This window comes from Buttiauxella gaviniae, assembly GCF_040786275.1.
In the GTDB taxonomy this organism is placed as follows: Bacteria; Pseudomonadota; Gammaproteobacteria; order Enterobacterales; family Enterobacteriaceae; genus Buttiauxella; species Buttiauxella gaviniae_A.
Genome location: NZ_JBFMVT010000002.1, coordinates 752,275 through 776,853 on the forward strand (window position 1 = coordinate 752,275; position 24,579 = coordinate 776,853).

Genomic DNA, 24,579 nt, shown 5'->3' on the forward strand with positions numbered 1-24,579 from the left:
AACCCCGGCGAACCGGGGTTTGAGAGCAACATAAAGTAGGACGGGATTATGCGTAAACCGGCAGGCGGGCGCAGATATCCAGAACTTTTTGTTTAGTGCGTTCGATTACCGCTTCGTCGTTGATGCTGTCTAACACATCACACATCCAGCCAGCCAGTTCGCGAACGTCTGCTTCAGTGAAACCACGGCGAGTCACGGCTGGGGTACCGATACGGATACCGGAGGTCACAAACGGGCTCTTCGGATCGTTTGGCACGCTGTTTTTGTTCACGGTGATGTTCGCGCGACCCAGAGCAGCATCCGCTTCTTTACCGGTCAGGTTTTTATCAACCAGATCCAGCAAGAACAGGTGGTTGTCAGTACCGCCAGAAACCACTTTGTAGCCGCGTTCCAGGAACACAGCGACCATCGCTTTCGCGTTCTTAGCCACTTGCTGCTGGTAAGTTTTGAACTCAGGTTCCATCGCTTCTTTCAGCGCAACCGCTTTGCCCGCAATCACGTGCATCAGTGGGCCGCCCTGCGCGCCCGGGAATACCGCGGAGTTCAGTTTTTTGTACAGCTCTTCGCTGCCGCCGTTGGCGAGGATTAAACCACCGCGCGGGCCTGCCAGCGTTTTATGCGTAGTCGTCGTAACAACGTGCGCATGTGGAACCGGGTTCGGGTAAACGCCTGCGGCGATAAGGCCGGCAACGTGCGCCATATCAACAAACAGGTAAGCGCCAACCATGTCTGCGATTTCACGCATTTTTGCCCAGTCAACCACGCCAGAATAAGCAGAGAAGCCACCGATGATCATTTTCGGTTTGTGTTCTTTGGCTTGTTTTTCCAGGTCTGCGTAGTCGATGTGACCGGATTCATCGATACCGTAAGGCACGATGTTGTACAGCTTACCGGAGAAGTTTACCGGGGAGCCATGAGTCAGGTGGCCGCCGTGTGCCAGGTTCATCCCCAGAACGGTGTCGCCTGGTTCCAGCAGCGTGGTGTATACCGCGAAGTTTGCCTGAGAACCTGAGTGCGGCTGCACGTTAGCGTAATCAGCGCCAAACAGCTCTTTTGCACGGTCGATAGCCAGTTGTTCAACCACATCAACGTATTCGCAACCGCCGTAGTAACGTTTGCCTGGGTAGCCTTCAGCATATTTGTTAGTTAACTGAGAACCCTGAGCCTGCATCACGCGAGGGCTGGTGTAGTTTTCGGAGGCGATCAGTTCAATGTGCTCTTCCTGACGTACTTTTTCTTGCTCCATGGCCTGCCATAAATCGGCATCGTAATCGGCAATGTTCATTTCACGTTTTAACATTCGCATCTCCTAAACTCAGCTAACAGCAAAAATTTGCACAGCTTTATGGCCGTAATAAATATACCCGTTAGCATTCGAGTTGCAGGTAGGCGGCAAGGGAGCTTATCCCGATGAGCTTACTAAGGTAAGTGATTCGGGTAAGTGATTGCAGCCAACATCCCTGCAGCTTGAAGGATGACGGATATACAACGGGCAACAGTGTAAACTGAATCTTAATCGTGTGATAGGTCTTGACAGAGGTTTTTACGCAAACGATTGGCTTGGCGTCCTGCAAGGGTTTGAAGGCAAAAGTTGTCAGCGATTTCAACGGATATTAATTCATCATCAACATGCAGAAATTTCACGTTATGTGAACCGCATCGACACAATGGGTCACCCTTTACAATGTAGTGCTTTTTTTTACGACAATATTTTTATAAGATGCATTTAAAATACAACATTAACTATTATTGATAACAATATGGAGCTTTAAATGCTTGATGCACAAACCATCGCCGTTGTGAAATCCACTATTCCTCTTCTCGCTGCTACAGGGCCAAAGCTGACCGCGCATTTTTACGATCGCATGTTCAGCCATAACCCTGAGCTGAAAGAGATCTTTAACATGAGCAATCAGCGCAATGGTGACCAGCGCGAAGCGCTGTTCAACGCTATCTGCGCGTACGCGACCAATATTGAAAATCTGGCGGTGCTGCTGCCCGCGGTTGAAAAAATCGCGCAAAAGCACACCAGTTTTCAAATTAAACCTGAGCAGTACGATATTGTCGGCGGCCACCTGTTAGCCACTCTGGATGAAATGTTCAGCCCAGGCCAGGAAGTGCTGGATGCGTGGGGCAAGGCATACGGCGTGTTAGCGGGCGTGTTTATCCATCGCGAAGCTGAAATTTACCAAAGCAATGCGGAGAAAAATGGCGGCTGGGAAGGAACTCGTGCCTTCCGTATTGTGGCAAAAGAGCCACAAAGCGCGCTTATCACCAGCTTTGAATTTGAGCCGGTGGATGGCAAACCTGTCGCTGATTATCAGCCGGGCCAATATCTTGGCGTGTGGTTGAAGCCAGAAGGTTTCCCTCATCAGGAAATTCGCCAGTATTCACTGACCCGCAAGCCTGACGGCAAGCGCTACCGCATTGCGGTTAAACGTGAAGAGTTGGGGCAGGTTTCAAGCTGGCTGCACAACCACGCGCAGCCAGGCGATGAAGTGCATCTTGCAGCCCCGGCGGGTGATTTCTTTATGGATGTTAGCGCCAATACTCCCGTTACGCTGATTTCAGCGGGCGTCGGCCAAACGCCGATGTTGGCAATGCTTGATACGCTGGCGAAGAATGGCCATTCAGCCCAGGTTAACTGGCTCCATGCGGCGGAGCACGGCGACGTGCACGCGTTTGCCGATGAAGTGAATCAGTTGGGCGAGCAGTTGCCACGCTTTGAGCGCCACGTCTGGTATCGCATTCCGAGTGAAAACTGCCGTGCGCAGGCGAAATTTGATAGCGAAGGCGTGATGGATTTAGTCACGCTGGAGAGCAAAATCAGTGCGCCAGAGATGCAGTTTTATTTGTGTGGCCCGGTGAGCTTTATGCGTTTTGCGGCGGAGCAGTTAGTGAAGCTGGGCGTTGAGCAAGACAGGATTCATTACGAGTGCTTTGGGCCGCACAAGGTGATGTGATTTTCTTCTGCCCCTTACGGACCCCACCCCAACCCTCCCCTTTCCAGGGGAGGGAGCAGAGAAGACTGGCGCTTTTAGCTTCTCCACTTTCCAGGGGAGGGAGCAGAGGAGACTGGCATTTTTAGCTTCTCCCCTGCAGTTAGCCCCTCCACCTGGCAAGGGGGAGGTCGGGAGGGGGTCCGCTAGGCGCAAAAATTAAATCGCCGCGTCGTCTTCTTCGCCGGTACGAATACGCACCACACGCGCTACATCAAAGACGAAAATTTTACCATCGCCGATTTTACCGGTTTGCGCGGTACGGACAATGGTGTCCACGCAGGTGTCAACGATGTCATCGGTGACGACGATTTCGATTTTCACTTTTGGCAGGAAATCCACCATGTATTCAGCGCCACGGTACAGCTCGGTGTGGCCTTTCTGACGACCAAAACCTTTTACTTCAGTGACCGTCATGCCGGTGATGCCCACTTCAGCCAGCGCTTCGCGCACGTCATCCAGTTTGAACGGTTTAATAATCGCATCAATTTTTTTCATGGTTTTCTCTATATTCCCGCACTTCATCAATAGTTCAACCTACCACAGACTACTCTTTAAAGTCATTGGCATCGAGCTCATGCCGGGAGAGTAATTTATAGAATTCTGTACGATTGCGCCCCGCCACACGCGCCGCCTGAGTGACATTCCCTTTGGTCATTTGCAGCAATTTGCGCAAATAGTTCAGCTCAAATTGATTACGCGCTTCAACAAACGTAGGCAGCGCGGTGTTTTCCCCTTCCAGCGCCTGCTGAACCAGCGCTTCGCTGATGACCGGGGCAGACGTCAGGGCAACACACTGTTCAATGACGTTAACCAACTGGCGCACGTTGCCCGGCCAGCTTGCCGCCATCAGACGTTTCATGGCGTCGGTTGAGAAACTGCGCACAAACGGTTTATGCCTGTCGGCTGACTGGCGAAGGAGATGATTCGCCAGTAAAGGCACATCTTCGGCACGTTCATGTAACGCCGGAATTTTAAGGCTCACCACGTTCAGGCGATAAAACAGATCTTCACGAAACTCGCCGCGCTCCATGGCTTTCGGCAAATCGCGGTGGGTAGCCGAGAGAATGCGCACATCGATGTCGAGATCGCGGTTGCTGCCTAATGGGCGCACTTTGCGCTCCTGCAACACGCGCAATAATTTGACCTGCAAAGGAATAGGCATATCGCCAATTTCATCGAGGAATAGCGTCCCGCCTTCTGCGGCCTGGAACAGCCCTTCCCGGCTGCTGACCGCGCCGGTGAAGGCCCCGCGCGAGTGACCAAAGAGTTCAGACTCCAGCAACTGCTCCGGCAATGCGCCGCAGTTGATGGCGATAAACGCTTTTTTGCTGCGCGGGCTGGCGTTGTGAATCGCCTGCGCAAGGATCTCTTTCCCGGTACCGCTTTGCCCGTTAATCAGCACACTCACGTCGGACTGGGCAACCATGCGCGCTTGTTCCAGTAAACGCTGCATGATTGGGCTGCGCGTAACAATAGTGTCCCGCCACATGTCATCACCGGCGATAACCGAATGTGCCAGCGCATCGTCGATAGCTTTATAGAGCGCGTCTTTATCCACCGGCTTAGTGAGGAAGCTGAAAACGCCCTGTTGCGTGGCGGCAACCGCATCAGGAATTGAACCGTGCGCGGTCAGAATGATCACCGGCATGCCGGGCTGCACTTTCTGGATTTCAGCAAACAGCGCCATGCCGTCCATTTCATCCATCCGCAGGTCGCTTATCACCAGGTCGATTTTTTCTCGCCCCAATAGACGCAGCCCTTCCGCGCCACTTTCCGCCGTCGAGACGGTGTAACCTTCACTGGTGAGACGCATACCCAGCAACTTGAGCAGGCCGGGATCGTCATCAACGAGCAGTAATCGGGCCGGTTTGCGTTGCGTCATGGTTTCGCCTCCTGCGTGGGTTTGGTGTTGTCCGGTAATTCGGTGCTGGCCGGTTTACGGCTGGAAAGCTGGCGCTCAATGTCCGTGAGATTTTCCAGTTTTCGCGTGGTCAAACTGAGCTGGCTTCTGAGCCGCTGCTGCTGTTCACGCAGCGTATCAAGCTCGCTGTCTGACGACTGCTGTAATTTGCTGTAGCGCGAACGTTCGTCGGAAAGCGCCAGCAGGGAAGCCTGCCCGTCGCGCCATACCTGGAACAGAGATCGCACCTGCGAAGGCACTTCAGCCGTCATCGCATCGAGTTTGGTCATGTAACGACGACGCTCGGTGGGCGTGATTTTGGCATTCGCCAGCAGAATGCCGCGCTTGAAGGTATCGCGCCAGGTATCAGACGGCCAGCGACGCGCCTCTGCACGTGCCTGCGCCGGGGCTAAACGTTCGGCGCAATCCATCGCCCGCAGCCAATACAGCGGGTTGGTCATGGAGTCGTGGTTCTGGTTTTGCCAGATGTCCTGACAATCTGTCGATAAATAATCAGCCAACTGTTGTTCCGGCTCGGCTATCGGCTGCGGATGTTTTACGTCCTGGGGCACACTGTTTTGCACACAACTCGCCAGCAACAAAGGCACAAGCAATGCTGATAGCGGGCGAAATATAGTCACTTTCATTTTTTATTTGTTCTCGGGAAAAACAGGCAACTCGATACGGAAGCATACATCCGCCGTTTCATCGTCAATCAGGTACAGTTCGCCACGCATACGGCGGATACAGTCCTGGGCAATACTCAGCCCTAATCCACTCCCTTTAACCGCACCTTTGCGCTGGTGGCTTCCCTGGTAAAAAGGTTCAAAAATCATCTCTCGTTCTGCGACCGGAATGGGATCGCCAGTATTGGCGACATCAATATAAAGTGTATTACCCATTTGGGTGCTGCGTAGATAAAGGGTACCGGATTCAGCCCCATAGTGCACCGCATTGGAATAGAGATTATCCAGCACGCTCATTAACATCATCGGTTCGGCAAGACACGCCACCGGGCTAAAGTGACACTCGGTACGCATCATTTTAGCCCGTGCTGGCAAACTGTGAGCGGCAATAATCACCTCAACCAGCGGGGCCAGCTCAACTTTTTCCATTTCGACTGGAACATCGGCGAGCTTGCGGTTGTAATCCAATAATTGTTCAATCAATTTTTGCAGATGGCGGCTGCTGTTATCGAGTATTTCCACCACCTCTTTTTGGTCGTTGGTTAGCGGGCCGACGACCTGATCGGCAAGCAATTCGGTGCCTTCGCGCATACTGGCAAGCGGGGTTTTTAACTCATGAGAGATGTGACGCAAAAACTCATGGCGCTGGGATTCAAGCCAGGCGAGGCGCTCGCTTAACCAGACGATTCGTTGCCCCACGGAACGTAGCTCTCGTGGCCCTTTAAATAACGCCGTTTTGCCCAGCGAATGCCCTTCGCCAAGCAGGTTAATCATCCGTTCGATACCTTTTACCGGGCCGATAATCATGCGCGTAAAGACAATCACCAGGGCAAAGCTCAACAGGAATAACACCAGCGCCTGCCAGCCAAAGAACTGCCCGCGCTCGGCAATTTCCTGCTGGAGTTGCTGCCCCCGGGAAAACACCACGGCGCGGGTGGCCTGCACCATTTCAGCATTGGCCGTAGCGAACGCTTCAAGATGTTCAGCGGCGGCAGTATCCGGGCCACTATTTTTACATTGGATTTCAGCGAGATCGTTCAGGGACTGCTTCAAGGCCTGGTATAGACGGTTGTCGGGCAGAACATCGGCATGGCTTTCAAGCATCTGGGCATAGCGCTTGCGCTGCCCCTGGTAGAGCGTTGCCAGCGTGGCATCGTCCAGCACGCAATACTGGCGGTAGCTACGTTCCATTTCGAGCGCAACGTTCGTCATTGCTTCGCTGCGGCGTGCATCCACAAGCGTGGTGCGGTTGGTCAACGCCGCCTGATCGCTAAGCGCATTAAGGCTTTGCCAGGCTTGCCATGCCAGAACCAACAAGGGTACCAACACCAGCAGAAAAGCCATCATGACAAGCTGACGCAAGGAACGTGGGAAAAAGTGCCACTGGTTCAATCGTTTTATCTCGCTAACGCTATCTATGAATGGATGCTAGCGGGGATCGGCGGGAGTTTAAAGTCTGAAGGTTGAGAAAGGGCGATTCAGAAACAACAAAGGCAGAGATTCATCTCTGCCTTTGTTCTGGAATTAGGCGGCGCCTTACTCAACGTTTCGTCCGGAGCATGATAAAGCAGTACGAGACTGACAATAATCAAAAGGTGGACGGCAGGCACCTGTAGTGCGTCATTCTATGATTTATGTAGCACGACCCTTGCGGGGGCTGACATAGGAAGGTGAATGAGCCACTGCGTAGTATTATGCATTATATGTGCCATGTTTGCTATACATTCCGCACATCAATGTTTCTATTATGTTTATTTGACGTATGAAGCATTTCACAAGCTGGTTATTTTTTGCACCCACTGTCGCTAATTAGCAACGGTGAAAAAGGGATATTTTCATCACTTTTAAAATCAACAATTTAAGTGTCACCAATTAGCGACACAAAGAAATATCTGACGTCGGGGAAAAGAGACAAAAAAATCCCCTCGGTTTAGCGAAGGGATTTTTTGTTAGTACGGACGCCCTCACCCGGCCCACTCTCTTGAGAGAGGGTTAGGTGAGGGGGAAAACTTAACCGAGTTGCTTACGCGCATTGCGGAAAATACGCATCCACGGGCTATCTTCACCCCACTCGGATGGGTGCCATGAGTTGCTCACGGTACGGAACACACGTTCCGGGTGCGGCATCATAATCGTGACGCGCCCGCTTTCGTTAGTCACCGCCGTAATCCCGTTTGGTGAGCCGTTCGGGTTCGCCGGGTAGTTTTCCGTTACCTTGCCGAAGTTATCGATAAAGCGCAGCGCCACCAGCCCCTTGGTTTCAAGCGCCGCGAGATGTGTCGCATCGCGGACTTCCACATGCCCTTCACCGTGAGAAACAGCGATTGGCATATGCGAGCCAACCATACCTTGCAGTAACAGCGATGGGCTGGAGGTCACTTCTACCAGGCTGAAACGCGCTTCAAAGCGGTCAGAGTGGTTGCGCACAAAGCGTGGCCACAGATCGCTGCCCGGAATCAGTTCACGCAGATTGGACATCATCTGGCAGCCGTTACACACGCCCAACGCCAGAGTTTGCGGGCGATGGAAGAAGGTTTCGAACTCGTCACGCGCGCGCGAGTTAAAGAGGATAGATTTCGCCCAGCCCTCACCCGCACCCAGCACGTCGCCATAGGAGAAACCGCCGCACGCCACCAGCGCCTGGAAATCTTCCAGACCACGGCGACCCGCCAGCAAATCGCTCATATGAACGTCAATGGCATCGAAACCCGCGCGGTGGAATGCCGCCGCCATTTCAACGTGGGAGTTAACGCCCTGCTCGCGCAGCACGGCAACTTTCGGACGCGCACCGGTAGCGATAAACGGTGCCGCGATGTCCTCTTTAATATCGAAGTTCAACTTCACGTTCAGGCCAGGATCGTTGTCATTAGCTTTCGCTTCATGCTCTTGATCCGCACAGGCTGGATTGTCACGCAGGCGCTGCATCTGCCAGGTGGTTTCTGCCCACCACATGCGCAGGGTCGTGCGGCTTTCGCTAAACACCGGATGGCCGTCAGCGGCAAGCGTGAAACGGTCGCCGGTAACCGCTTTGCCGAGGAAGTGAACGCAATTTTCCAGACCATGGTCTGCGAGGGTTTTCTCAACCGCTGCGCGATCCGCCGCTTTAACCTGAATCACCGCGCCCAGCTCTTCATTGAACAGTGCGGCCAGATGATCTTTACCCAAAGTGGCGATGTCCGCTTCAACACCGCAGTGGCCCGCAAAGGCCATCTCCGCAAGCGTCACCAACAGACCACCGTCAGAACGGTCGTGGTAGGCCAGCAGTTTTTGCTCGGCAACCAGCGCCTGAATCGCATTGAAGAAGCCTTTAAGCTGCTCAGCGCTGCGGACGTCAGCAGGTTTGTCACCCAGTTGACGATAAACCTGGGAGAGTGCGGTTGCGCCTAGTGCGTTGTGGCCCGCCCCCAAATCGATAAGCAACAGGGCGTTATCTTCTTCAGTGCGCAGTTGTGGCGTAACGGTGCGGCGAACGTCTTCAACACGCGCAAAGGCGGTGATCACCAGCGACAGTGGCGAGGTCATTTCGCGCTGCTCGTTACCTTCCTGCCAACGGGTTTTCATCGACATAGAGTCTTTGCCAACCGGAATGGTCAGGCCAAGCGTCGGGCAAAGTTCTTCGCCAACCGCTTTCACCGCTTCGTAAAGGCCAGCATCTTCACCTGGGTGACCGGCTGCGGACATCCAGTTAGCCGAGAGTTTGATGCGATTGAGCGCCCCGATTTGCGTTGCGGCAATGTTTGTCAGCGCTTCGCCAACGGCCAGACGACCGGATGCTGCGAAGTCCAGCAGCGCGACAGGCGCACGCTCGCCGAGGGACATCGCTTCGCCGTAGTAGCTATCCAGGCTTGCAGTGGTGACCGCGCAGTTAGCAACCGGGATCTGCCACGGGCCAACCATCTGGTCACGGGCGACCATGCCGGTAACCGAACGGTCGCCGATGGTCACAAGGAACGTTTTCTCTGCGACGGTCGGCAAATGCAGCACGCGGTTTACCGCATCAGCGAGGGTGATGTTGCGGCAATCCAGCGCATCGCCCTTCGCTTTCAGGGTTTCCACGTTACGTTCCATTTTCGGCGTTTTACCGAGCAGAACGTCCAGCGGCATATCAATCGGCTGGTTGTCGAAATGGCTATCGTTAAGCGTTAAATGCTTTTCTTCAGTCGCTTCGCCAATAACGGCGTACGGCGCACGTTCGCGGCGGCAGAGTTCATCGAACAACGGCAACTGGTCTGGCGCAACCGCCAGAACATACCGTTCCTGAGATTCGTTACACCACACTTCCAGCGGGCTCATGCCCGGCTCATCGTTGAGAATATCGCGCAGCTCGAAACGCCCGCCGCGGCCACCGTCGCTCACCAGCTCCGGCATGGCGTTGGAAAGACCACCCGCGCCCACATCGTGAATAAACAGGATTGGGTTGGCATCGCCCAACTGCCAGCAGCGGTCGATAACTTCCTGGCAGCGGCGCTCCATTTCTGGGTTGTCGCGCTGAACGGAAGCAAAATCGAGATCCGCATCGGATTGACCGGAGGTCATAGAAGAAGCCGCTCCGCCGCCCAAACCGATGTTCATGGACGGGCCGCCGAGCACGATCAGTTTCGCGCCGACGGTGATTTCACCTTTCTGAACGTGGTCAGCACGGATGTTACCGATGCCGCCCGCCAGCATAATAGGCTTGTGGTAGCCGCGCAGTTCAACGCCGTTGTGGCTGTTAACTTGCTCTTCGTAGGTACGGAAGTAGCCGGTCAGCGCCGGGCGACCAAATTCGTTGTTAAATGCCGCACCGCCCAGAGGGCCGTCAGTCATGATATCCAGCGCGGTGACGATGCGATCCGGCTTACCGAAATCTTCTTCCCACGGCTGTTCAAAGCCTGGGATACGTAAGTTTGAAACGGAGAAACCGACCAGACCCGCCTTAGGTTTTGCACCACGGCCTGTTGCGCCTTCGTCACGGATTTCGCCGCCGGAACCGGTCGCTGCACCCGGCCACGGAGAGATTGCCGTTGGGTGGTTGTGCGTTTCGACTTTCATCAGGATATGCGCATCTTCCTGGTGGTAGTCATAGCGGCCAGCCTCGTGATCGGCGAAGAAGCGCCCCACCGTGGAACCTTCCATCACGGCGGCGTTATCTTTATAAGCTGATAACACGTAATCCGGGGTTTTCTCGAAGGTGTTCTTAATCATTTTGAACAGCGATTTTGGCTGCTCTACGCCGTCAATAATCCAGTCGGCATTAAAAATTTTGTGGCGGCAATGTTCGGAGTTTGCCTGCGCGAACATATACAGCTCGATGTCGTTCGGATTGCGCCCCAGTTTGGTGAACGCATCCTGCAAATAATCGATTTCATCTTCTGCCAGAGCCAGGCCCAGGCGAATGTTCGCCTCAACCAGGGCTTCGCGCCCTTGCGAGAGCAGGTCAACGCTTTGCACCGGCGCAGGCGTGTGATGAGAGAACAATTGCTGGGCGTCCTCAAGCGAGTCAAAAACGCTTTCCATCATGCGGTCATGCAGCAATGCGGCGACTTGCAGGCGCTGTTCATCCGTCAATTGGCTGGCAGTAACGTAATACGCCACACCGCGCTCAAGGCGCTTAATTTTGGCTAAATCGCAGTTGTGGGCAATGTCGGTAGCTTTTGAGGACCAGGGTGAGATGGTACCAGGACGCGGCGTAACCAGAATCAGGTGGCCGGTCGGGGCGTGGTCAGCAAGGGTTGGACCATATTTCAGCAACCTTTGCAGACGGGCGTGCTCATCAGAGTCGAGCTGCGCGTCGAGATCGGCAAAGTGAATATACTCGGCATAAATGTCGCTGACCGGAAGGTTGGCGTCATTAAAGCGGGCCAGTAATTTGTTAATACGAAATGCCGATAAAGCGGGCGAACCACGCAGAATTTCCATCATCAAAGATCTCTCGTCTTCGAAACGCCAGGGGGACGTTTCAGTGGGCGCAAGGGGAAAACGGGCGCCATTATAGTTAATCCGCCGCCGTGACGAAACCGTTTGCGTATAAATAAACGGATTAGTTTTCATTGATGAAGATTTCGCCAGAAATGTTGAATAAGTTGCACAGTGGCGTTTTGTTAAGCAAAATGCGCCACTCTATTTAACCGTTTCTCCTTTTTTGAAGCCTGTTGTTAGCGAAACCCCGACGCATCTACGCAGATTAACCATTTGAAAAGATTTAAGATTAATTATCTGCTCATCGGTGCCGTAACCGTGTTGCTGGCAGTGGCGCTATGGCCCTCCATTCCCTGGTTCGGCAAGGCCGAAAACCGCATCGCCGCCATTCAAGCGCGGGGAGTTTTGCGCGTCAGTACTATTGAATCCCCTTTAACGTGGAAGCTTTATCAAGGCAAAGAAATTGGCCTGGATTACGAGTTAGCGGAGCAGTTTGCCCGTTACCTTGGTGTGAGGCTTGCTATCACTGTGCGCCCAAATATCAAAGAGCTGTTTGATGATATTGATAATGACGATGCCGACCTGATTGCGGCAGGCCTGGTCTACAATACGCAGCGCAGCCAGCAATACCAGGCGGGGCCGGCCTATTATTCCGTCTCTCAACAGATGGTTTATCGCATCGGCAGCCCGCGGCCTAAAACGCTGGCAGGAGTAAAAGAAAATCAGTTGGTGCTCTCGCCTGGTGTCACCTCGCTCAATGCGTTGAAGAATCTTAAAGAACAAAAATTCCCGGATTTAAGCTGGCAAATCGATGAAGAGCACAGCAGCACTGAGTTGATGCAGCAGGTGGTGGACGGGAAAATAGCCTTTACTATTGCGGACTCCGTGGCGATCAGCACCTTCCAGCGCGTGCACCCGCAGTTAGCCGTCGCCCTCGATGTGACTGACGAACAGCCGGTGACATGGTTTAGCGCGTTAGACGGCGACGATAGCCTTTCCGCCGCCCTGCTCGACTTTTACAACCGTCTTAATAGCGACGGTACTTTTGCCCGCCTGGAAGAAAAGTATCTCGGCCACGTCGGGGATTTTGATTATGTCGATACGCGCACGTTCCTTAACGCGGTGGATACCGTGCTGCCAGAGCTTCAGCCGCTGTTTGAGAAATATGCCACCGAGATAGACTGGCGTTTACTGGCGGCTATTTCGTATCAGGAATCACACTGGGATAACCAGGCAACGTCGCCAACGGGCGTTCGCGGGCTGATGATGCTCACCAAAAATACCGCGCAAAGTCTTGGGGTGACCGACCGCTTAGATGCGGAGCAAAGCATTGAAGGCGGGAGTCGTTATCTGAAAGATATGATGGCAAAAGTGCCGGAGAGCGTACCTGAAGAAGAGCGGATTTGGTTTGCACTGATCGCCTACAACATGGGATACGCCCATATGCTGGATGCCCGTCAGTTGACGGCGAAGTTAAAGGGCAACCCGGATAGTTGGGCCGACGTTAAAACCCGTCTGCCGCTCCTGAGCCAAAAACAGTATTACAGCAAAACCACTTACGGCTACGCCCGCGGCCATGAGGCGTATGCGTATGTGGAGAACATCCGTAAGTATCACCTGAGTCTGGCGGGCTATTTACTCGAAAAAGAGAAGATGGCAGCCCAGGAGGAAAAATATGCAGAGGCGTACCCGGTAGTCGCTCCTGTAGAACTCACTACTCCGCGTTACGGGCCTTTTCCTTTAGGGCCTTTTTCTCAAGACGGCGGGCTCGAAAGAAATCACTCAGCATTGCCGAGCACTCTTCTGCCAGTACGCCCTCAGTCACATTAACCTGGTGATTCATACCAGGGTGCCCGAGCACATCCATTAACGAGCCGATAGCGCCCGTTTTGGCATCGCGCGCGCCAAAGACCAGATTGCCAATACGGCTGTGCACCATCGCCCCCGCGCACATGACGCAAGGTTCGAGGGTGACATAAAGCGTGGTGTCCAGTAGACGGTAGTTTTGCAGCACCATTCCACCCTGGCGCAGCGCCATAATTTCCGCATGAGCCGTGGGATCGTGTCGTCCAATCGGGCGGTTCCAGCCTTCGCCAATCACCTGATTGTTATGCACCAGGACCGCACCAACCGGAACTTCACCTTCTTCCCATGCTCTACGTGCGAGGGTTAATGCATGGCGCATCCAGTATTCGTGGGTAAATTCGCTCTCTGACAAGGGGCTCTCCGGGGCAAGATTAGGGCGGCGCATTATACACACCCCCGTCTCTTATGCGAAATGGCACTATTCAAGCTGCTGTAACTGCCCCTGCGGGGTAACACGCCAGCGATGCTGGCAGAAATAGAGCAATGGGTTGTCCTGATTACTGTCGCTGTATCCGCTATAAAGCTGCAACGGGGTGCCGATTTGCTGTTCCAGTTGAGAGACTTTTTCATGCCCAAGGCAGCGCATGGTGAGCACCCATCCACCATGTGAACGCTTGATTTGACTGGCGATAAGTTTAACTTTCGGCAACCACGGCGTGTCGAAATAGACTTGTTGAACGAGCGGTTGCGGGGAACCGGTGATAAGCCAGACATCGGCATCTGAACTGGTCAGGTAATCGGTCAGGCGTTGCTGTACCACAGGAAAAGCGGTGACTTGCCCGCGGAACCACGCGACGAAGTTCGCTTCAAGCTGCTTGAGGCGCACTTCGCTGTGACCAAAGGTCGCCCCCCACAACAACACGCTCATTGGCCAGCGAGCGGCGCGCCCTTTAATCAGCAACACGCCACCTATCACCGGCAAAAGCGGAATGACAAGTAACAGATTGAGGGGTTGATGGCGCAGCAGGTAGCGCAAGAAGCTGCCAAACATATCCTGCTGATGCAACGTACCATCCAAATCGAAAAATACTACCCGACGCTCACTCTGAGTTGTCAAACGTTACTCCTCTGGATCGTTAAAGCCCATAAACCACGTAAATAAGAATCCGGCGATGACCGCTATCAGAAAGCCTAACAGATAGAGCATCACTTTTCCGGTAACAATGGTTAATGCCAGCGGTAAACCTGAAATTCCAAAGGTAATTACCGTTGCCACTTTCCAGTAACTGATTAACGCCCCGCCAACGGCACCACCTAAACAGGCACCGATAAACGGCTTACCGAGCGGGAGTGTCACCCCAAAAATCAGCGGTTCGCCAATGCCTAAGAGCCCAACAGGTAACGCGCCTTTAATCAGCTTTTTCAGGCGTTGATTACGCGTTTTCAGCAATACCGCAAGCGCAGCACCCACTTGCCCAACGCCCGCCATCGCCAGTATTGGCAGCAAAGCATTCTGACCGTGAGTCTGAATTAGCTCGACGTGAATCGGTACCAAACCCTGATGCAAACCTGACAGCACCAACGGCAGGAATGCACCGGAGAGCACCGCCCCCACCACCAGCCCACCTTTATCAATAGCTAACGTTGCGCCGTGGGCAATCGCATCCGAAATCAGGCCACCCAATGGCTGCAAGGCAACAATCGCAATCGATGCGGTAATTAATGTCGTCAGCAGCGGGTTGAGAATCAGCTCAATGGAGCCCGGCAGCAAACGGCGTAAGCGTTTTTCAATCCAGCACATCAATGCGACAACCAGCAGAACGGCAATCACCCCACCCCGTCCGGGCTGGAGGTTTTCACCAAACAGGTGGATTTGCGCCAACTGCGGGCTGGAGAGAATCCCCGCCATCACGCCGCCCATTGCCATCGAGCCACCAAATACTTTAGCGGCATTAACGCCCACCAGAATATTCATAATAGCAAACACCGCGCTGCCGAAGATGGCGAGCAGGCCGAGAATGTTCGGGTATTGCGTAGCAAGGTCGCCAACAATGTCGGGGCGTTTGAGAATATTGATAATGCCGGTAATCAACCCGGATGCGATAAAAGCCGGAATCAATGGAATAAAGACGTTCGCCAGTTTACGCAGCGCTTCGCTCATCGGCGCCTGATAACGCGCCTTCGCCTGAGCTTTGTTCTGCGCAATATCATCTGCGCTGGAGATTGTCTGGCCGCCACTTTGCAACAGCTCGCGCATCGCATCAACCACCTGCGCGGCACGCCCCGGCCCGACAATCAGTTGATGTTGCGAACCTTGCTTCACGTAGCCGCTCACGCCCGGCAGTTTTTTCAGGCGAGCAATATCAAGCAGGCTATCGTCCTTCAGTTCAACCCGCACACGTGTCATGCAGTTTTCAAGACGGATGATATTTTCCTGCCCGCCGATTCCAGGCAAAATTTCACGGGCCAAAGTCGCTGTATTATCCATGATTCAGTGCCTGTTTTAGTCGTTCAATGCGGAACGTAAATACCCACTGCGGTTTGCCAGACGCGCGTAAGCAGTCTGGGCATCAACACCGGTGAGAATCATCAAAATGGCGGGTTTCACTTCATAATCCGTTTGCTTGAGGGCATGTTCTGCATCACTGCGAGATGCGCCAGTTGCCTCAACGACGATACGGCAGGCACGGTCTACAAGCTTAACGTTGGTGGCTTTCATATCCACCATCAGGTTTTGATACACCTTACCCAGTTTGACCATCGCGCCGGTGGAAATCATATTCAGCACCAGTTTTTGTGCGGTTCCTGATTTCAAGCGCGTAGAACCGGTCAGGGCTTCGGGCCCTACAACTGGAGAGATCGCAATCTCTGCCTCCTGCGCAATAGCGGAACCTGGATTGCAGGAAATCGCGGCGGTGCGGCATCCCAGATTCCGGGCATAACGCAGGCCGCCAATTACATACGGTGTGCGCCCCGACGCCGCAAGCCCTACCACCATATCGTTTGGCGTCAGTTCAAGTGCTTTGAGATCGTCCTCACCCAACTGTTGATTATCTTCCGCACCTTCAACTGCTTTCAGTAAAGCGCCCGGGCCACCGGCAATAAGGCCAATCACCAGGCCATGCGGCACACCAAACGTTGGCGGGCATTCAGAGGCATCCAGCACGCCGAGGCGCCCGCTGGTACCCGCGCCCATGTAAATCAAACGCCCGCCAGCCTGAAGTGACGCCGCGGCGGCATCTACAGCCAGGGCCACTTCCGGCAGCGTTTTTTCTACCGCCCCCGCCACCAGCGCATCTTGCTGATTAAAACGCTCAACCATGGCGAGAGTTGAGAGGCAATCGAGATCCATAGTTTGTGGATTACGAGTTTCAGAAACGAGTGAGCCGAGATTCATCATGCACCTTTGAATATTTAATTCCTTAACGACTCCTCATAATGGAATATAAAATTCATTCAGGCGAGCGTAATTTACGTTATTATGTGGCGGCTCACATTATTGACCCGGCAGACTGGAGAAAAGATGAACTGTTTACTGCGTATTCGAAGCCGCTATACCACCCTGGCACAGAGTGACCGTAAACTGGCCGACTTTCTGTTGGAAAAACCCGACTACGCGCGTCATTTAAGTTCTCAGCAGCTTGCCGCAGAAGCCGGAGTCAGTCAGTCCAGCGTGGTGAAATTTTCCCAAAAGCTGGGCTTCAAGGGCTTTCCGGCGTTAAAACTTGCCATCAGCGAAGCGCTAGCCAGCGGGCAGGAACCGCAATCCGTACCGGTGCATAACCTGATTTTGGGAGACGATCCACTGCGCCTGGTGGGCGAAAAGTTGATTAAAGATAATCTCTCAGCAATGCATGCCACCCTTGATGTTAATAGTGAAGAGAAGCTGCTGGCGAGTGTGAACATGTTGCGTAATGCGCGCCGTGTGCTGCTGGTGGGTATTGGTGCATCTGGCCTGGTCGCTAAGAATTTTGCCTGGAAGCTGATGAAAATTGGCATTAACGCGGTGGCTGAGCAGGATATGCATGCCTTGCTCGCGACGGCGCAAGCCTCAAGCAGCGACGATGTTTTGCTGGCGATTTCCTATTCTGGTGAACGGCGTGAGATAAATCTTGCCGCCGATGAAACGCTACGTACCGGCGCGAAGATCCTCGCCATTACCGGCTTTACCCCCAACGCATTACAGCAACGCGCCACCCTTTGCCTGTACACCATCGCCGAAGAACAAGCGACGCGCAGCGCGGCCATTTCTTCTACCAGTGCGCAAATGATGCTGACGGATTTACTGTTTATGGCGCTGGTGCAGCGGGATCTAGAACATGCTCCGAAGCGTATCCGGCACAGCGAGGCATTAGTAAAAAAACTGGTGTGATCGGGGATTGAGCGTATAATGCGCGGCCTGTTTCTGATGTTATCGAGATTTACCCATGGCACTGCTCATCACTAAAAAATGTATTAACTGCGATATGTGCGAGCCGGAGTGCCCGAACGAAGCCATTACCATGGGCGATAGCATTTATGAGATCAATACCGATCGCTGCACCGAATGTATTGGTCACTACGAAACGCCAACCTGCCAGAAAGTTTGCCCGATCCCTAATACCATCATTAAAGATCCTGCGCGCGCTGAAAACGAAGAGCAACTTTGGGATAAGTTTGTCCAGTTACATCACGCCGACAAACTTTAGTTTTCTATAATGACCGTTGCACAGGCATAGTGCCGTTCATCGGCTAGCGTAACATGCACTGAACGCACGCCCATTCTTTCCGAAAGCCGCAGCGCTTCTTCCCAAAAACGTAGCTGCGGTTTGCCTAATGGATCGTTAAACACTTCAAACTGATTAAACGCCAGGCCGTTACGAATCCCGGTACCGAAGGCCTTAGCCGCCGCTTCTTTTACCGCAAAACGTTTAGCCAGAAAGCGCACCGGTTGCTGGTGCGCCTGGTATTGCAGCCATTCGTTGGCACTCAGCACCCGCTTTGCCAGTCGGTCGCCCGAACGCGAGATAACGCTTTCAATACGCGCTATCTCAACGATATCAGTGCCAAGGCCGAGAATCGCCATTAGCTGCGGGCTTCCAGCATCAGGCGTTTCATCTCAGCTACCGCCTCTTTCAAACCGCTCATCACCGCACGACCAATAATAGCGTGGCCGATATTCAGCTCATGCATTTCTGGCAGGCGGGCGATAGCTTTAACGTTGTGGTAAGTCAGACCGTGACCGGCGTTAACCTTCAGGCCTTTTCCAGCAGCGTAAGTGGCGGCTTCTGCAATACGCGCCAACTCTTTTGCCTGAGTCGCTTCGTCTTCGGCATCAGCGTAACAGCCAGTGTGAATTTCGATATACGGCGCGCCCACGGCTACGGCCGCATCAATTTGCGCATGGTCTGCGTCAATAAACAGGGAAACCATAATTCCGGCATCCGCGAGGCGTTTGCAGGCATCGCGCATTTTATCCAGTTGGCCCGCCACGTCCAGACCGCCTTCGGTGGTCACTTCCTGGCGTTTTTCCGGCACCAGGCAACAGAAATGCGGTTTGGTTTCGCAGGCAATGCCAATCATCTCTTCGGTGACGGCCATTTCCAGATTCATGCGTGTGTCGAGGGTCTGGCGCAGAATGCGCACATCGCGATCGGTGATATGGCGACGATCTTCACGCAGGTGAACCGTAATACCATCGGCACCCGCCTGCTCGCAGATAAACGCAGCCTGGACAGGATCAGGATATGCCGTGCCGCGCGCGTTACGCAAAGTTGCGATGTGATCGATATTTACGCCTAACAGTAATTCAGCCATGACAATCCTCGAGGTAAAAGCGGTTTGAGTTCAGGCAGTTTACACCGGGGACGGAAAGCATGGCTACGACCAGGCGTTATTGCGGGTCTTCAGATGATTTGAGTGGTGCTTTTTTGGGCACGAACTGACGAAATAACTCACGGCTTTTAAGCGGTTTGCCGCCTAAATAAGGCTTCAAAGCCATTCGCGTGAAGCGTTTAGCCGCACGCAGCGTTGCGATATCAGGGAATTCGCGATTGGCGAGCGCTTTTAATTCGTGGCCGGTGAAACTGCGGTTATCGACGACAAGGCTTGCGATAAAGCCTTTTTCTTCACGATAGCGGTAGGTCATGGTGTCGCTGACTTCTTCTCCGCTCCCGGCGCAGTGCAGGAAATCCACTCCGTAGCCAAGGTGACCAAGCAGCGCGAGTTCAAAACGGCGCAGCGCCGGTTCCGGTGAGCCGCTGGTTCCCGCGAGGGCCTGAATACAGTGGAGATAATCGAAGAAAAGTTCTGAGAAGCGTGTTTCATCTTCCAGTACGCGTGAAACCAGTTCATTCACGTACAGGCCGCTGTAAAGCGTGATACCACTCAGAGGAAGTGCCAGTGAAACAGCTTCGGCGCTACGCAGTGTTTTCACTTCACCACGCCCGCCCCAACGAACCAGCAAAGGGGTAAAGGGTTGTAGAGTCCCTTTGAGATTAGAGCGGCGAGAGCGAGCGCCTTTCGCAATTAAGCGAACGCGCCCAGATTCTTCAGAAAAGAGGTCAAGCAGAAGGCTGGTTTCACTCCAGGGGCGACTATGCAGGACAAACGCCCGTTGCCAGCCTTCCATGCTCTTATTTCAGATCGTCGGTGTAACCAAGGCTGCGCAGGGCGCGTTCGTCATCTGCCCAACCGGATTTCACCTTCACCCATAGCTCCAGGTGAATTTTGGCTTCGAACATCTCTTCCATGTCTTTACGCGCTTCAATACCGATGGTTTTGATTTTGGCCCCTTTGTTGCCAATCACCATCTTCTTCTGGCCTTCGCGCTCAACCAGAATCAAACCGTTGATGTCGAAACCGCCACGGGCGTTTGACACGAACTGTTCGATTTCAACGGTGACGGAATATGGCAACTCCGCGCCCAGGAAACGCATCAGTTTTTCACGAATGATTTCTGAGGCCATGAAACGCTGCGAGCGGTCCGTGATGTACTCTTCCGGGAAGTGATGAATCGCTTCCGGCAGACGTTTACGCACGATACTGGCGATGGTGTCCACATTCATGCCGTTTTCAGCAGAGATAGGTACGATGTCGAGGAAGTTCATCTGGCTGCCGAGGAATTGCAGATGCGGTAGCAGGACGCCTTTGTCCTGTACGTTATCGACTTTATTCACAGCCAAAATAACGGGCGCGCGTGCATCACGCAGTTTGTTCAGCACCATCTCGTCGTCTGCGGTCCATTTCGTCCCTTCAACAACAAAGATAACCAGTTCCACATCGCCGATAGAGCTGCTGGCAGCTTTGTTCATCAGGCGGTTGATGGCGCGCTTTTCTTCCATATGCAGCCCTGGGGTATCGACGTAAATCGCCTGATACGGACCTTCAGTATGGATACCCATAATGCGGTGACGGGTTGTCTGCGCTTTACGGGAAGTGATAGAGATTTTTTGCCCAAGCAACTGGTTTAGCAGCGTGGATTTGCCGACATTCGGGCGACCAACGATGGCCACGAATCCGCAAAAGGTTTGTTCTTCGCTCATTATTCCAGCTCCAGCTTGATAAGCGCCTGCTCAGCTGCAGCCTGTTCCGCTTTACGGCGGCTTGAACCGGTACCAATAACCGGCTCAGGCAGGCCACTCACCTGACAGTGAATGGTAAATTCCTGATCGTGCGCTTCACCACGGACCTGCACCACCAGATAAGATGGCAGCGGCAAGTGGCGACCCTGCAAATACTCTTGCAGGCGCGTCTTAGGGTCTTTTTGCTTATCGCCTGGGCTAATTTCATCCAGACGAGATTGATACCAGGAAAGAATTAAACGCTCAACATTCTGGATATCGCTGTCGAGGAAAACACCACCAATTAAGGCTTCGACGGTATCGGCCAGAATAGATTCGCGGCGGAAACCACCACTTTTCAGCTCACCTGGCCCAAGGCGCAGGCATTCACCTAATTCAAATTCGCGAGCAATCTCTGCCAGCGTATTTCCGCGTACCAACGTTGCACGCATACGGCTCATATCACCTTCGTCTACCCGAGGGAAACGATGGTAAAGCGCATTTGCAATAACGTAGCTAAGAATGGAGTCACCCAGAAATTCAAGGCGCTCATTGTGCTTGCTGCTGGCACTGCGGTGCGTTAATGCCTGTTGCAACAGATCCTGATGTACAAAAGTGTAGCCCAGCTTACGCTGCAGCCTATTAATTACGATGGGGTTCATGCGATACCAATTAATGAATGCGTCAATTATTCAGCACACGGAACAGACCTGAAAAAGAGAACCAACGCTGTTTCGTTTGCCGTGGCTCCCTTACGGGAGCCAACCTTAATACGGGGGGATATTCTATAGATAACGACATAGAAAGTCGTTATCTGAATAGATTTAATTGATCAATGAATTCCGCCAATACGGCTTAAACGGACACCTGTCGGCCATTCACCCTCTTGTTTCTCAAAACTCATCCAGATTGCGGTGGCTTTGCCGACCAGATTTGCCTCAGGAACAAAGCCCCAATAACGGCTATCGGCGCTGTTATCGCGGTTATCACCCATCATAAAATAATGGCCCGGCGGCACAATCCAGGTCGCCAGTTGTTGCCCTGGCTGCTGGTAGTACATCCCCAGTTGGTCTTGAGCAATGGGCACAGTCAGAATACGGTGAGTCACGTCGCCCAGCGTCTCTTTACGCTCAGACAGACGGATACCGTCTTCTTTGGTTTGGTTCAGCGGCAACTGGAAGAAACCAGAATTTGCTTCACTGCCGTTACGACGGGCAAAAGTCTGCACAAAATCGCTTGGCTCAACGTTGCTGTATGTAATTGGCAGCGCGTTATCGCAGGCTTGACCGGAACTGCAGTTTGGCTGGATCGTTACTTCTTTCGCGACAGGATCGTAACTGACGCGATCGCCCGGTAAACCAACAGCACGCTTGATGTAATCCAGTCGCGGGTCTTGCGGGTATTTAAACACCACGATATCACCACGTTTTGGATGACCTGTTTCAATGAGCGTATTCTGGTAAATCGGATCTTTGATGCCGTAAGCAAATTTCTCCACCAGGATAAAATCGCCAATTAATAGCGTTGGCATCATCGACCCTGATGGGATTTGGAACGGCTCATAAATAAACGAACGCACAATTAAAACAATAGCGAGCACAGGGAATACGGATGCCCCCGTTTCTAACCAACCTGGCTTCGGTGCGACTTTCTTTAGCGTATGACTATCAAGCGCATCGCCAGTGGCAGCCTGCGCTGCCGCCTGTTTTTCCCGACGCTTTGGCGCAAAGATAAATTTATCGATACACCATAAAAGGCCCGTTACCAGCGTCGCTATCACGAGGATTAGCGCAAACATATTCGCCATGCCAACTCCTTAATTTATTTGCTGTCTTTGCCGACATGCAGAATGGCGAGGAACGCTTCCTGAGGCAGTTCGACGTTACCGACTTGCTTCATACGCTTCTTACCGTCTTTCTGTTTCTGTAACAGCTTTTTCTTACGGCTTACGTCACCGCCGTAGCATTTCGCCAGGACGTTTTTACGCAGCTGTTTAACGGTTGAACGCGCAATAATATGTGCGCCGATTGCCGCCTGAATCGCGATGTCGAATTGCTGACGTGGGATGAGCTCTTGCATCTTCTCGACCAACTGACGGCCACGGAACTGCGAGTTGCCACGGTGAGTGATCAGCGCGAGGGCATCAACACGATCGCCGTTAATCAGAACGTCAACGCGCACCATGTCAGAAGCCTGGAAGCGTTTGAAGTTGTAGTCCAAGGAAGCATAACCACGGGACGTTGATTTCAGACGGTCAAAGAAGTCGAGCACCACTTCAGCCATTGGAATTTCATAGGTCAGTGCGACCTGGTTACCGTGGTAAACCATGTTGGTCTGCACGCCACGTTTCTCGATACACAGCGTGATTACGCTACCCAGGTATTCCTGCGGCATCAGCATGTGACACTCAGCAATCGGCTCACGCAATTCAGCAATGTTGTTCAGCGCAGGCAGTTTGGACGGGCTATCGACGTAGATAACTTCGCCGTTGGTGGTTTCTACTTCGTAAACTACCGTTGGCGCAGTGGTGATCAGGTCAAGATCGTATTCACGTTCCAGACGTTCCTGAATGATTTCCATGTGCAGCAGGCCGAGGAAGCCACAGCGGAAACCGAAGCCCAACGCGGTGGAGCTTTCTGGTTCGTAGAACAGGGAAGCATCATTCAGGCTCAGTTTGCCCAGCGCATCACGGAAGTTTTCGTAATCGTCAGAGCTTACCGGGAACAGCCCGGCATAAACCTGCGGCTTCACTTTTTTGAAGCCTGGCAGCGCTTTTTCTGCCGGATTACGGGAAAGGGTCAAGGTATCGCCGACCGGTGCGCCAAGAATGTCTTTGATCGCACAGACTAACCAGCCCACTTCGCCGCAGCCCAGAACATCACGATCGACACGTTTTGGTGTGAAGATACCCAGACGGTCGGCGTTGTATACCTGACCGGTACTCATCACCTTGATTTTGTCGCCTTTTTTCATGGTGCCGTTTTTAATACGTACCAGAGAGACAACGCCAAGATAGTTATCGAACCAGGAGTCGATGATCAGCGCCTGCAGTGGTGCGTCCGGATCGCCTTGTGGCCCCGGAATATCGCGCACTAAACGCTCAAGAACATCCGTTACACCCAAGCCAGTTTTTGCCGAGCAACGCACAGCATCAGTCGCATCGATACCAACGATATCTTCGATTTCTTGCGCAGCGCGTTCAGGGTCGGCTGCTGGCAGGTCAATTTTGTTCAGAACGGGAACAACTTCCAGATCCATTTCCATCGCGGTGTAGCAGTTTGCCAGGGTCTGAGCTTCTACGCCCTGACCGGCATCCACCACCAGCAATGCGCCTTCACAAGCCGCAAGAGAACGAGAAACTTCATAAGAGAAGTCAACGTGACCTGGGGTGTCAATGAAGTTCAAGTGATAGGTTTCACCATCACTTGCTTTGTAATCCAACGTAACGCTCTGCGCTTTGATAGTAATTCCGCGCTCGCGCTCCAGATCCATGGAATCGAGGACCTGAGCCTCCATTTCACGATCCGACAGGCCACCGCAAATTTGGATAATACGGTCAGACAGCGTCGATTTGCCGTGGTCGATGTGGGCAATAATAGAAAAGTTACGTATATTCTTCATAGTTAGAGGTTTTTATGCCTTACAAATCCGGGAAAGCTCGGCGCAATGCGCTGTACAGAGCATGATGTCAATGGCTGTCTTTTGCCTGAAACGCCGCATTCTACACTACAACGAGAAAGCGAGGA

Annotated in this window: 21 protein-coding genes; 4 read left to right on the plus strand and 17 right to left on the minus strand. The window is 53.1% G+C overall.

All coding sequences use genetic code 11. From position 1 onward, the window contains the following. Positions 1 to 46 precede the first annotated feature (46 nt). Positions 47 to 1,300, minus strand: coding sequence for a serine hydroxymethyltransferase (glyA, locus tag AB1E22_RS04205; protein WP_367594226.1), 1,254 nt, complete (start codon positions 1,298 to 1,300; stop codon positions 47 to 49). A gap of 472 nt (positions 1,301 to 1,772) precedes the next feature. Between glyA and hmpA the strand changes: the two genes are divergently transcribed. Beyond that, positions 1,773 to 2,963 carry an NO-inducible flavohemoprotein gene (hmpA, locus tag AB1E22_RS04210; protein ID WP_367594227.1) on the plus strand — a complete coding sequence of 397 codons (1,191 nt, stop codon included), beginning with the start codon at positions 1,773 to 1,775 and terminating at the stop codon, positions 2,961 to 2,963. Positions 2,964 to 3,158: 195 nt separating this feature from the next. Here the strand turns inward: hmpA and glnB are convergent, their stop codons facing one another. The 5 genes from glnB to purL all read right to left on the minus strand — a co-directional run bounded on the left by glnB (position 3,159) and on the right by purL (position 11,489). Beyond that, positions 3,159 to 3,497, minus strand: coding sequence for a nitrogen regulatory protein P-II (glnB, locus tag AB1E22_RS04215; RefSeq protein WP_367594228.1), 339 nt, complete (start codon positions 3,495 to 3,497; stop codon positions 3,159 to 3,161). A 49-nt stretch (positions 3,498 to 3,546) separates the two neighbouring features. Continuing rightward, on the minus strand, positions 3,547 to 4,884 hold the full coding sequence (gene glrR / locus AB1E22_RS04220) for a two-component system response regulator GlrR (RefSeq protein WP_367594229.1): 1,338 nt from the start codon (positions 4,882 to 4,884) through the stop codon (positions 3,547 to 3,549). Further along, on the minus strand, positions 4,881 to 5,549 hold the full coding sequence (gene qseG, locus AB1E22_RS04225; protein ID WP_367594230.1) for a two-component system QseEF-associated lipoprotein QseG: 669 nt from the start codon (positions 5,547 to 5,549) through the stop codon (positions 4,881 to 4,883). The genes glrR and qseG overlap by 4 nt, the downstream gene beginning before the upstream one ends. Positions 5,550 to 5,552: 3 nt before the next feature. Continuing rightward, the gene (locus AB1E22_RS04230; protein WP_437178369.1) at positions 5,553 to 6,935 is read right to left on the minus strand and encodes a sensor histidine kinase; all 1,383 of its coding nucleotides are present in this window, start codon (positions 6,933 to 6,935) and stop codon (positions 5,553 to 5,555) included. A gap of 663 nt (positions 6,936 to 7,598) precedes the next feature. After that, on the minus strand, positions 7,599 to 11,489 hold the full coding sequence (gene purL, locus AB1E22_RS04235) for a phosphoribosylformylglycinamidine synthase (RefSeq protein ID WP_367594232.1): 3,891 nt from the start codon (positions 11,487 to 11,489) through the stop codon (positions 7,599 to 7,601). 270 nt (positions 11,490 to 11,759) lie between these two features. Between purL and mltF the strand changes: the two genes are divergently transcribed. After that, a complete protein-coding gene (mltF, locus tag AB1E22_RS04240) occupies positions 11,760 to 13,316 on the plus strand; it encodes a membrane-bound lytic murein transglycosylase MltF (protein WP_367594233.1) in 1,557 nt (518 codons plus the stop codon). On the opposite strand, the gene tadA is transcribed toward mltF, so the two are convergent. The 4 genes from tadA to murQ are packed head-to-tail and all read right to left on the minus strand — an operon-like array spanning position 13,201 to position 16,689. Beyond that, positions 13,201 to 13,737, minus strand: a complete 537-nt coding sequence (tadA, locus tag AB1E22_RS04245) for a tRNA adenosine(34) deaminase TadA (RefSeq protein ID WP_437178370.1) — start codon at positions 13,735 to 13,737, stop codon at positions 13,201 to 13,203. The two genes, mltF and tadA, sit on opposite strands and share 116 nt — an antisense overlap. 33 nt (positions 13,738 to 13,770) lie before the next feature. Then, positions 13,771 to 14,409 carry a phosphatidylglycerophosphatase C gene (gene yfhb / locus AB1E22_RS04250; RefSeq protein ID WP_367594234.1) on the minus strand — a complete coding sequence of 213 codons (639 nt, stop codon included), beginning with the start codon at positions 14,407 to 14,409 and terminating at the stop codon, positions 13,771 to 13,773. A 3-nt stretch (positions 14,410 to 14,412) separates the two neighbouring features. Further along, positions 14,413 to 15,780 (minus strand): PTS transporter subunit EIIC, encoded by a 1,368-nt coding sequence (locus AB1E22_RS04255; protein ID WP_367594235.1) that lies wholly within the window; start codon positions 15,778 to 15,780, stop codon positions 14,413 to 14,415. A 15-nt stretch (positions 15,781 to 15,795) separates the two neighbouring features. Beyond that, positions 15,796 to 16,689: an N-acetylmuramic acid 6-phosphate etherase gene (murQ, locus tag AB1E22_RS04260; RefSeq protein WP_367594236.1), complete on the minus strand. Its 894-nt coding sequence runs from the start codon at positions 16,687 to 16,689 to the stop codon at positions 15,796 to 15,798. A gap of 126 nt (positions 16,690 to 16,815) precedes the next feature. Between murQ and AB1E22_RS04265 the strand changes: the two genes are divergently transcribed. Further along, a complete protein-coding gene (locus AB1E22_RS04265; protein ID WP_367594237.1) occupies positions 16,816 to 17,664 on the plus strand; it encodes a MurR/RpiR family transcriptional regulator in 849 nt (282 codons plus the stop codon). Between the two features lie 55 nt (positions 17,665 to 17,719). Then, entirely contained in the window at positions 17,720 to 17,980 is a 261-nt protein-coding gene (locus tag AB1E22_RS04270; RefSeq protein ID WP_367594238.1) for a YfhL family 4Fe-4S dicluster ferredoxin, read from the plus strand. Here the strand turns inward: AB1E22_RS04270 and acpS are convergent. The 7 genes from acpS to lepA all read right to left on the minus strand — a co-directional run bounded on the left by acpS (position 17,977) and on the right by lepA (position 24,454). Continuing rightward, complete coding sequence (acpS, locus tag AB1E22_RS04275; RefSeq protein WP_367594239.1) at positions 17,977 to 18,357, minus strand: holo-ACP synthase; 381 nt, start codon at positions 18,355 to 18,357, stop codon at positions 17,977 to 17,979. The two genes, AB1E22_RS04270 and acpS, sit on opposite strands and share 4 nt — an antisense overlap. Further along, on the minus strand, positions 18,357 to 19,088 hold the full coding sequence (gene pdxJ / locus AB1E22_RS04280) for a pyridoxine 5'-phosphate synthase (RefSeq protein ID WP_367594240.1): 732 nt from the start codon (positions 19,086 to 19,088) through the stop codon (positions 18,357 to 18,359). Before pdxJ ends, acpS begins: the two co-directional genes overlap by 1 nt. Positions 19,089 to 19,164: 76 nt before the next feature. Further along, entirely contained in the window at positions 19,165 to 19,902 is a 738-nt protein-coding gene (recO, locus tag AB1E22_RS04285) for a DNA repair protein RecO (RefSeq protein ID WP_367594241.1), read from the minus strand. Positions 19,903 to 19,906: 4 nt separating this feature from the next. After that, complete coding sequence (era, locus tag AB1E22_RS04290; RefSeq protein ID WP_367594242.1) at positions 19,907 to 20,815, minus strand: GTPase Era; 909 nt, start codon at positions 20,813 to 20,815, stop codon at positions 19,907 to 19,909. Continuing rightward, complete coding sequence (gene rnc, locus AB1E22_RS04295) at positions 20,815 to 21,495, minus strand: ribonuclease III (protein ID WP_034459305.1); 681 nt, start codon at positions 21,493 to 21,495, stop codon at positions 20,815 to 20,817. Before rnc ends, era begins: the two co-directional genes overlap by 1 nt. A gap of 170 nt (positions 21,496 to 21,665) precedes the next feature. Beyond that, positions 21,666 to 22,640, minus strand: a complete 975-nt coding sequence (lepB, locus tag AB1E22_RS04300; RefSeq protein ID WP_367594243.1) for a signal peptidase I — start codon at positions 22,638 to 22,640, stop codon at positions 21,666 to 21,668. A gap of 14 nt (positions 22,641 to 22,654) precedes the next feature. Continuing rightward, positions 22,655 to 24,454, minus strand: coding sequence for a translation elongation factor 4 (gene lepA, locus AB1E22_RS04305; protein WP_367594244.1), 1,800 nt, complete (start codon positions 24,452 to 24,454; stop codon positions 22,655 to 22,657). Positions 24,455 to 24,579: the final 125 nt, after the last annotated feature.

Bases quoted from the DNA above. Each gene is read 5' to 3' on its own strand.
- glyA (WP_367594226.1), bottom strand. From the start codon at position 1,300: ATGTTAAAACGTGAAATGAACATTGCCGATTACGATGCCGATTTATGG.
- hmpA (WP_367594227.1), top strand. From the start codon at position 1,773: ATGCTTGATGCACAAACCATCGCCGTTGTGAAATCCACTATTCCTCTT.
- glnB (WP_367594228.1), bottom strand. From the start codon at position 3,497: ATGAAAAAAATTGATGCGATTATTAAACCGTTCAAACTGGATGACGTG.
- glrR (WP_367594229.1), bottom strand. From the start codon at position 4,884: ATGACGCAACGCAAACCGGCCCGATTACTGCTCGTTGATGACGATCCC.
- qseG (WP_367594230.1), bottom strand. From the start codon at position 5,549: ATGAAAGTGACTATATTTCGCCCGCTATCAGCATTGCTTGTGCCTTTG.
- AB1E22_RS04230 (WP_437178369.1), bottom strand. From the start codon at position 6,935: ATGATGGCTTTTCTGCTGGTGTTGGTACCCTTGTTGGTTCTGGCATGG.
- purL (WP_367594232.1), bottom strand. From the start codon at position 11,489: ATGATGGAAATTCTGCGTGGTTCGCCCGCTTTATCGGCATTTCGTATT.
- tadA (WP_437178370.1), bottom strand. From the start codon at position 13,737: ATGCGCCGCCCTAATCTTGCCCCGGAGAGCCCCTTGTCAGAGAGCGAA.
- AB1E22_RS04255 (WP_367594235.1), bottom strand. From the start codon at position 15,780: ATGGATAATACAGCGACTTTGGCCCGTGAAATTTTGCCTGGAATCGGC.
- murQ (WP_367594236.1), bottom strand. From the start codon at position 16,689: ATGAATCTCGGCTCACTCGTTTCTGAAACTCGTAATCCACAAACTATG.
- AB1E22_RS04265 (WP_367594237.1), top strand. From the start codon at position 16,816: ATGAACTGTTTACTGCGTATTCGAAGCCGCTATACCACCCTGGCACAG.
- AB1E22_RS04270 (WP_367594238.1), top strand. From the start codon at position 17,720: ATGGCACTGCTCATCACTAAAAAATGTATTAACTGCGATATGTGCGAG.
- acpS (WP_367594239.1), bottom strand. From the start codon at position 18,357: ATGGCGATTCTCGGCCTTGGCACTGATATCGTTGAGATAGCGCGTATT.
- pdxJ (WP_367594240.1), bottom strand. From the start codon at position 19,088: ATGGCTGAATTACTGTTAGGCGTAAATATCGATCACATCGCAACTTTG.
- recO (WP_367594241.1), bottom strand. From the start codon at position 19,902: ATGGAAGGCTGGCAACGGGCGTTTGTCCTGCATAGTCGCCCCTGGAGT.
- era (WP_367594242.1), bottom strand. From the start codon at position 20,815: ATGAGCGAAGAACAAACCTTTTGCGGATTCGTGGCCATCGTTGGTCGC.
- rnc (WP_034459305.1), bottom strand. From the start codon at position 21,495: ATGAACCCCATCGTAATTAATAGGCTGCAGCGTAAGCTGGGCTACACT.
- lepB (WP_367594243.1), bottom strand. From the start codon at position 22,640: ATGGCGAATATGTTTGCGCTAATCCTCGTGATAGCGACGCTGGTAACG.
- lepA (WP_367594244.1), bottom strand. From the start codon at position 24,454: ATGAAGAATATACGTAACTTTTCTATTATTGCCCACATCGACCACGGC.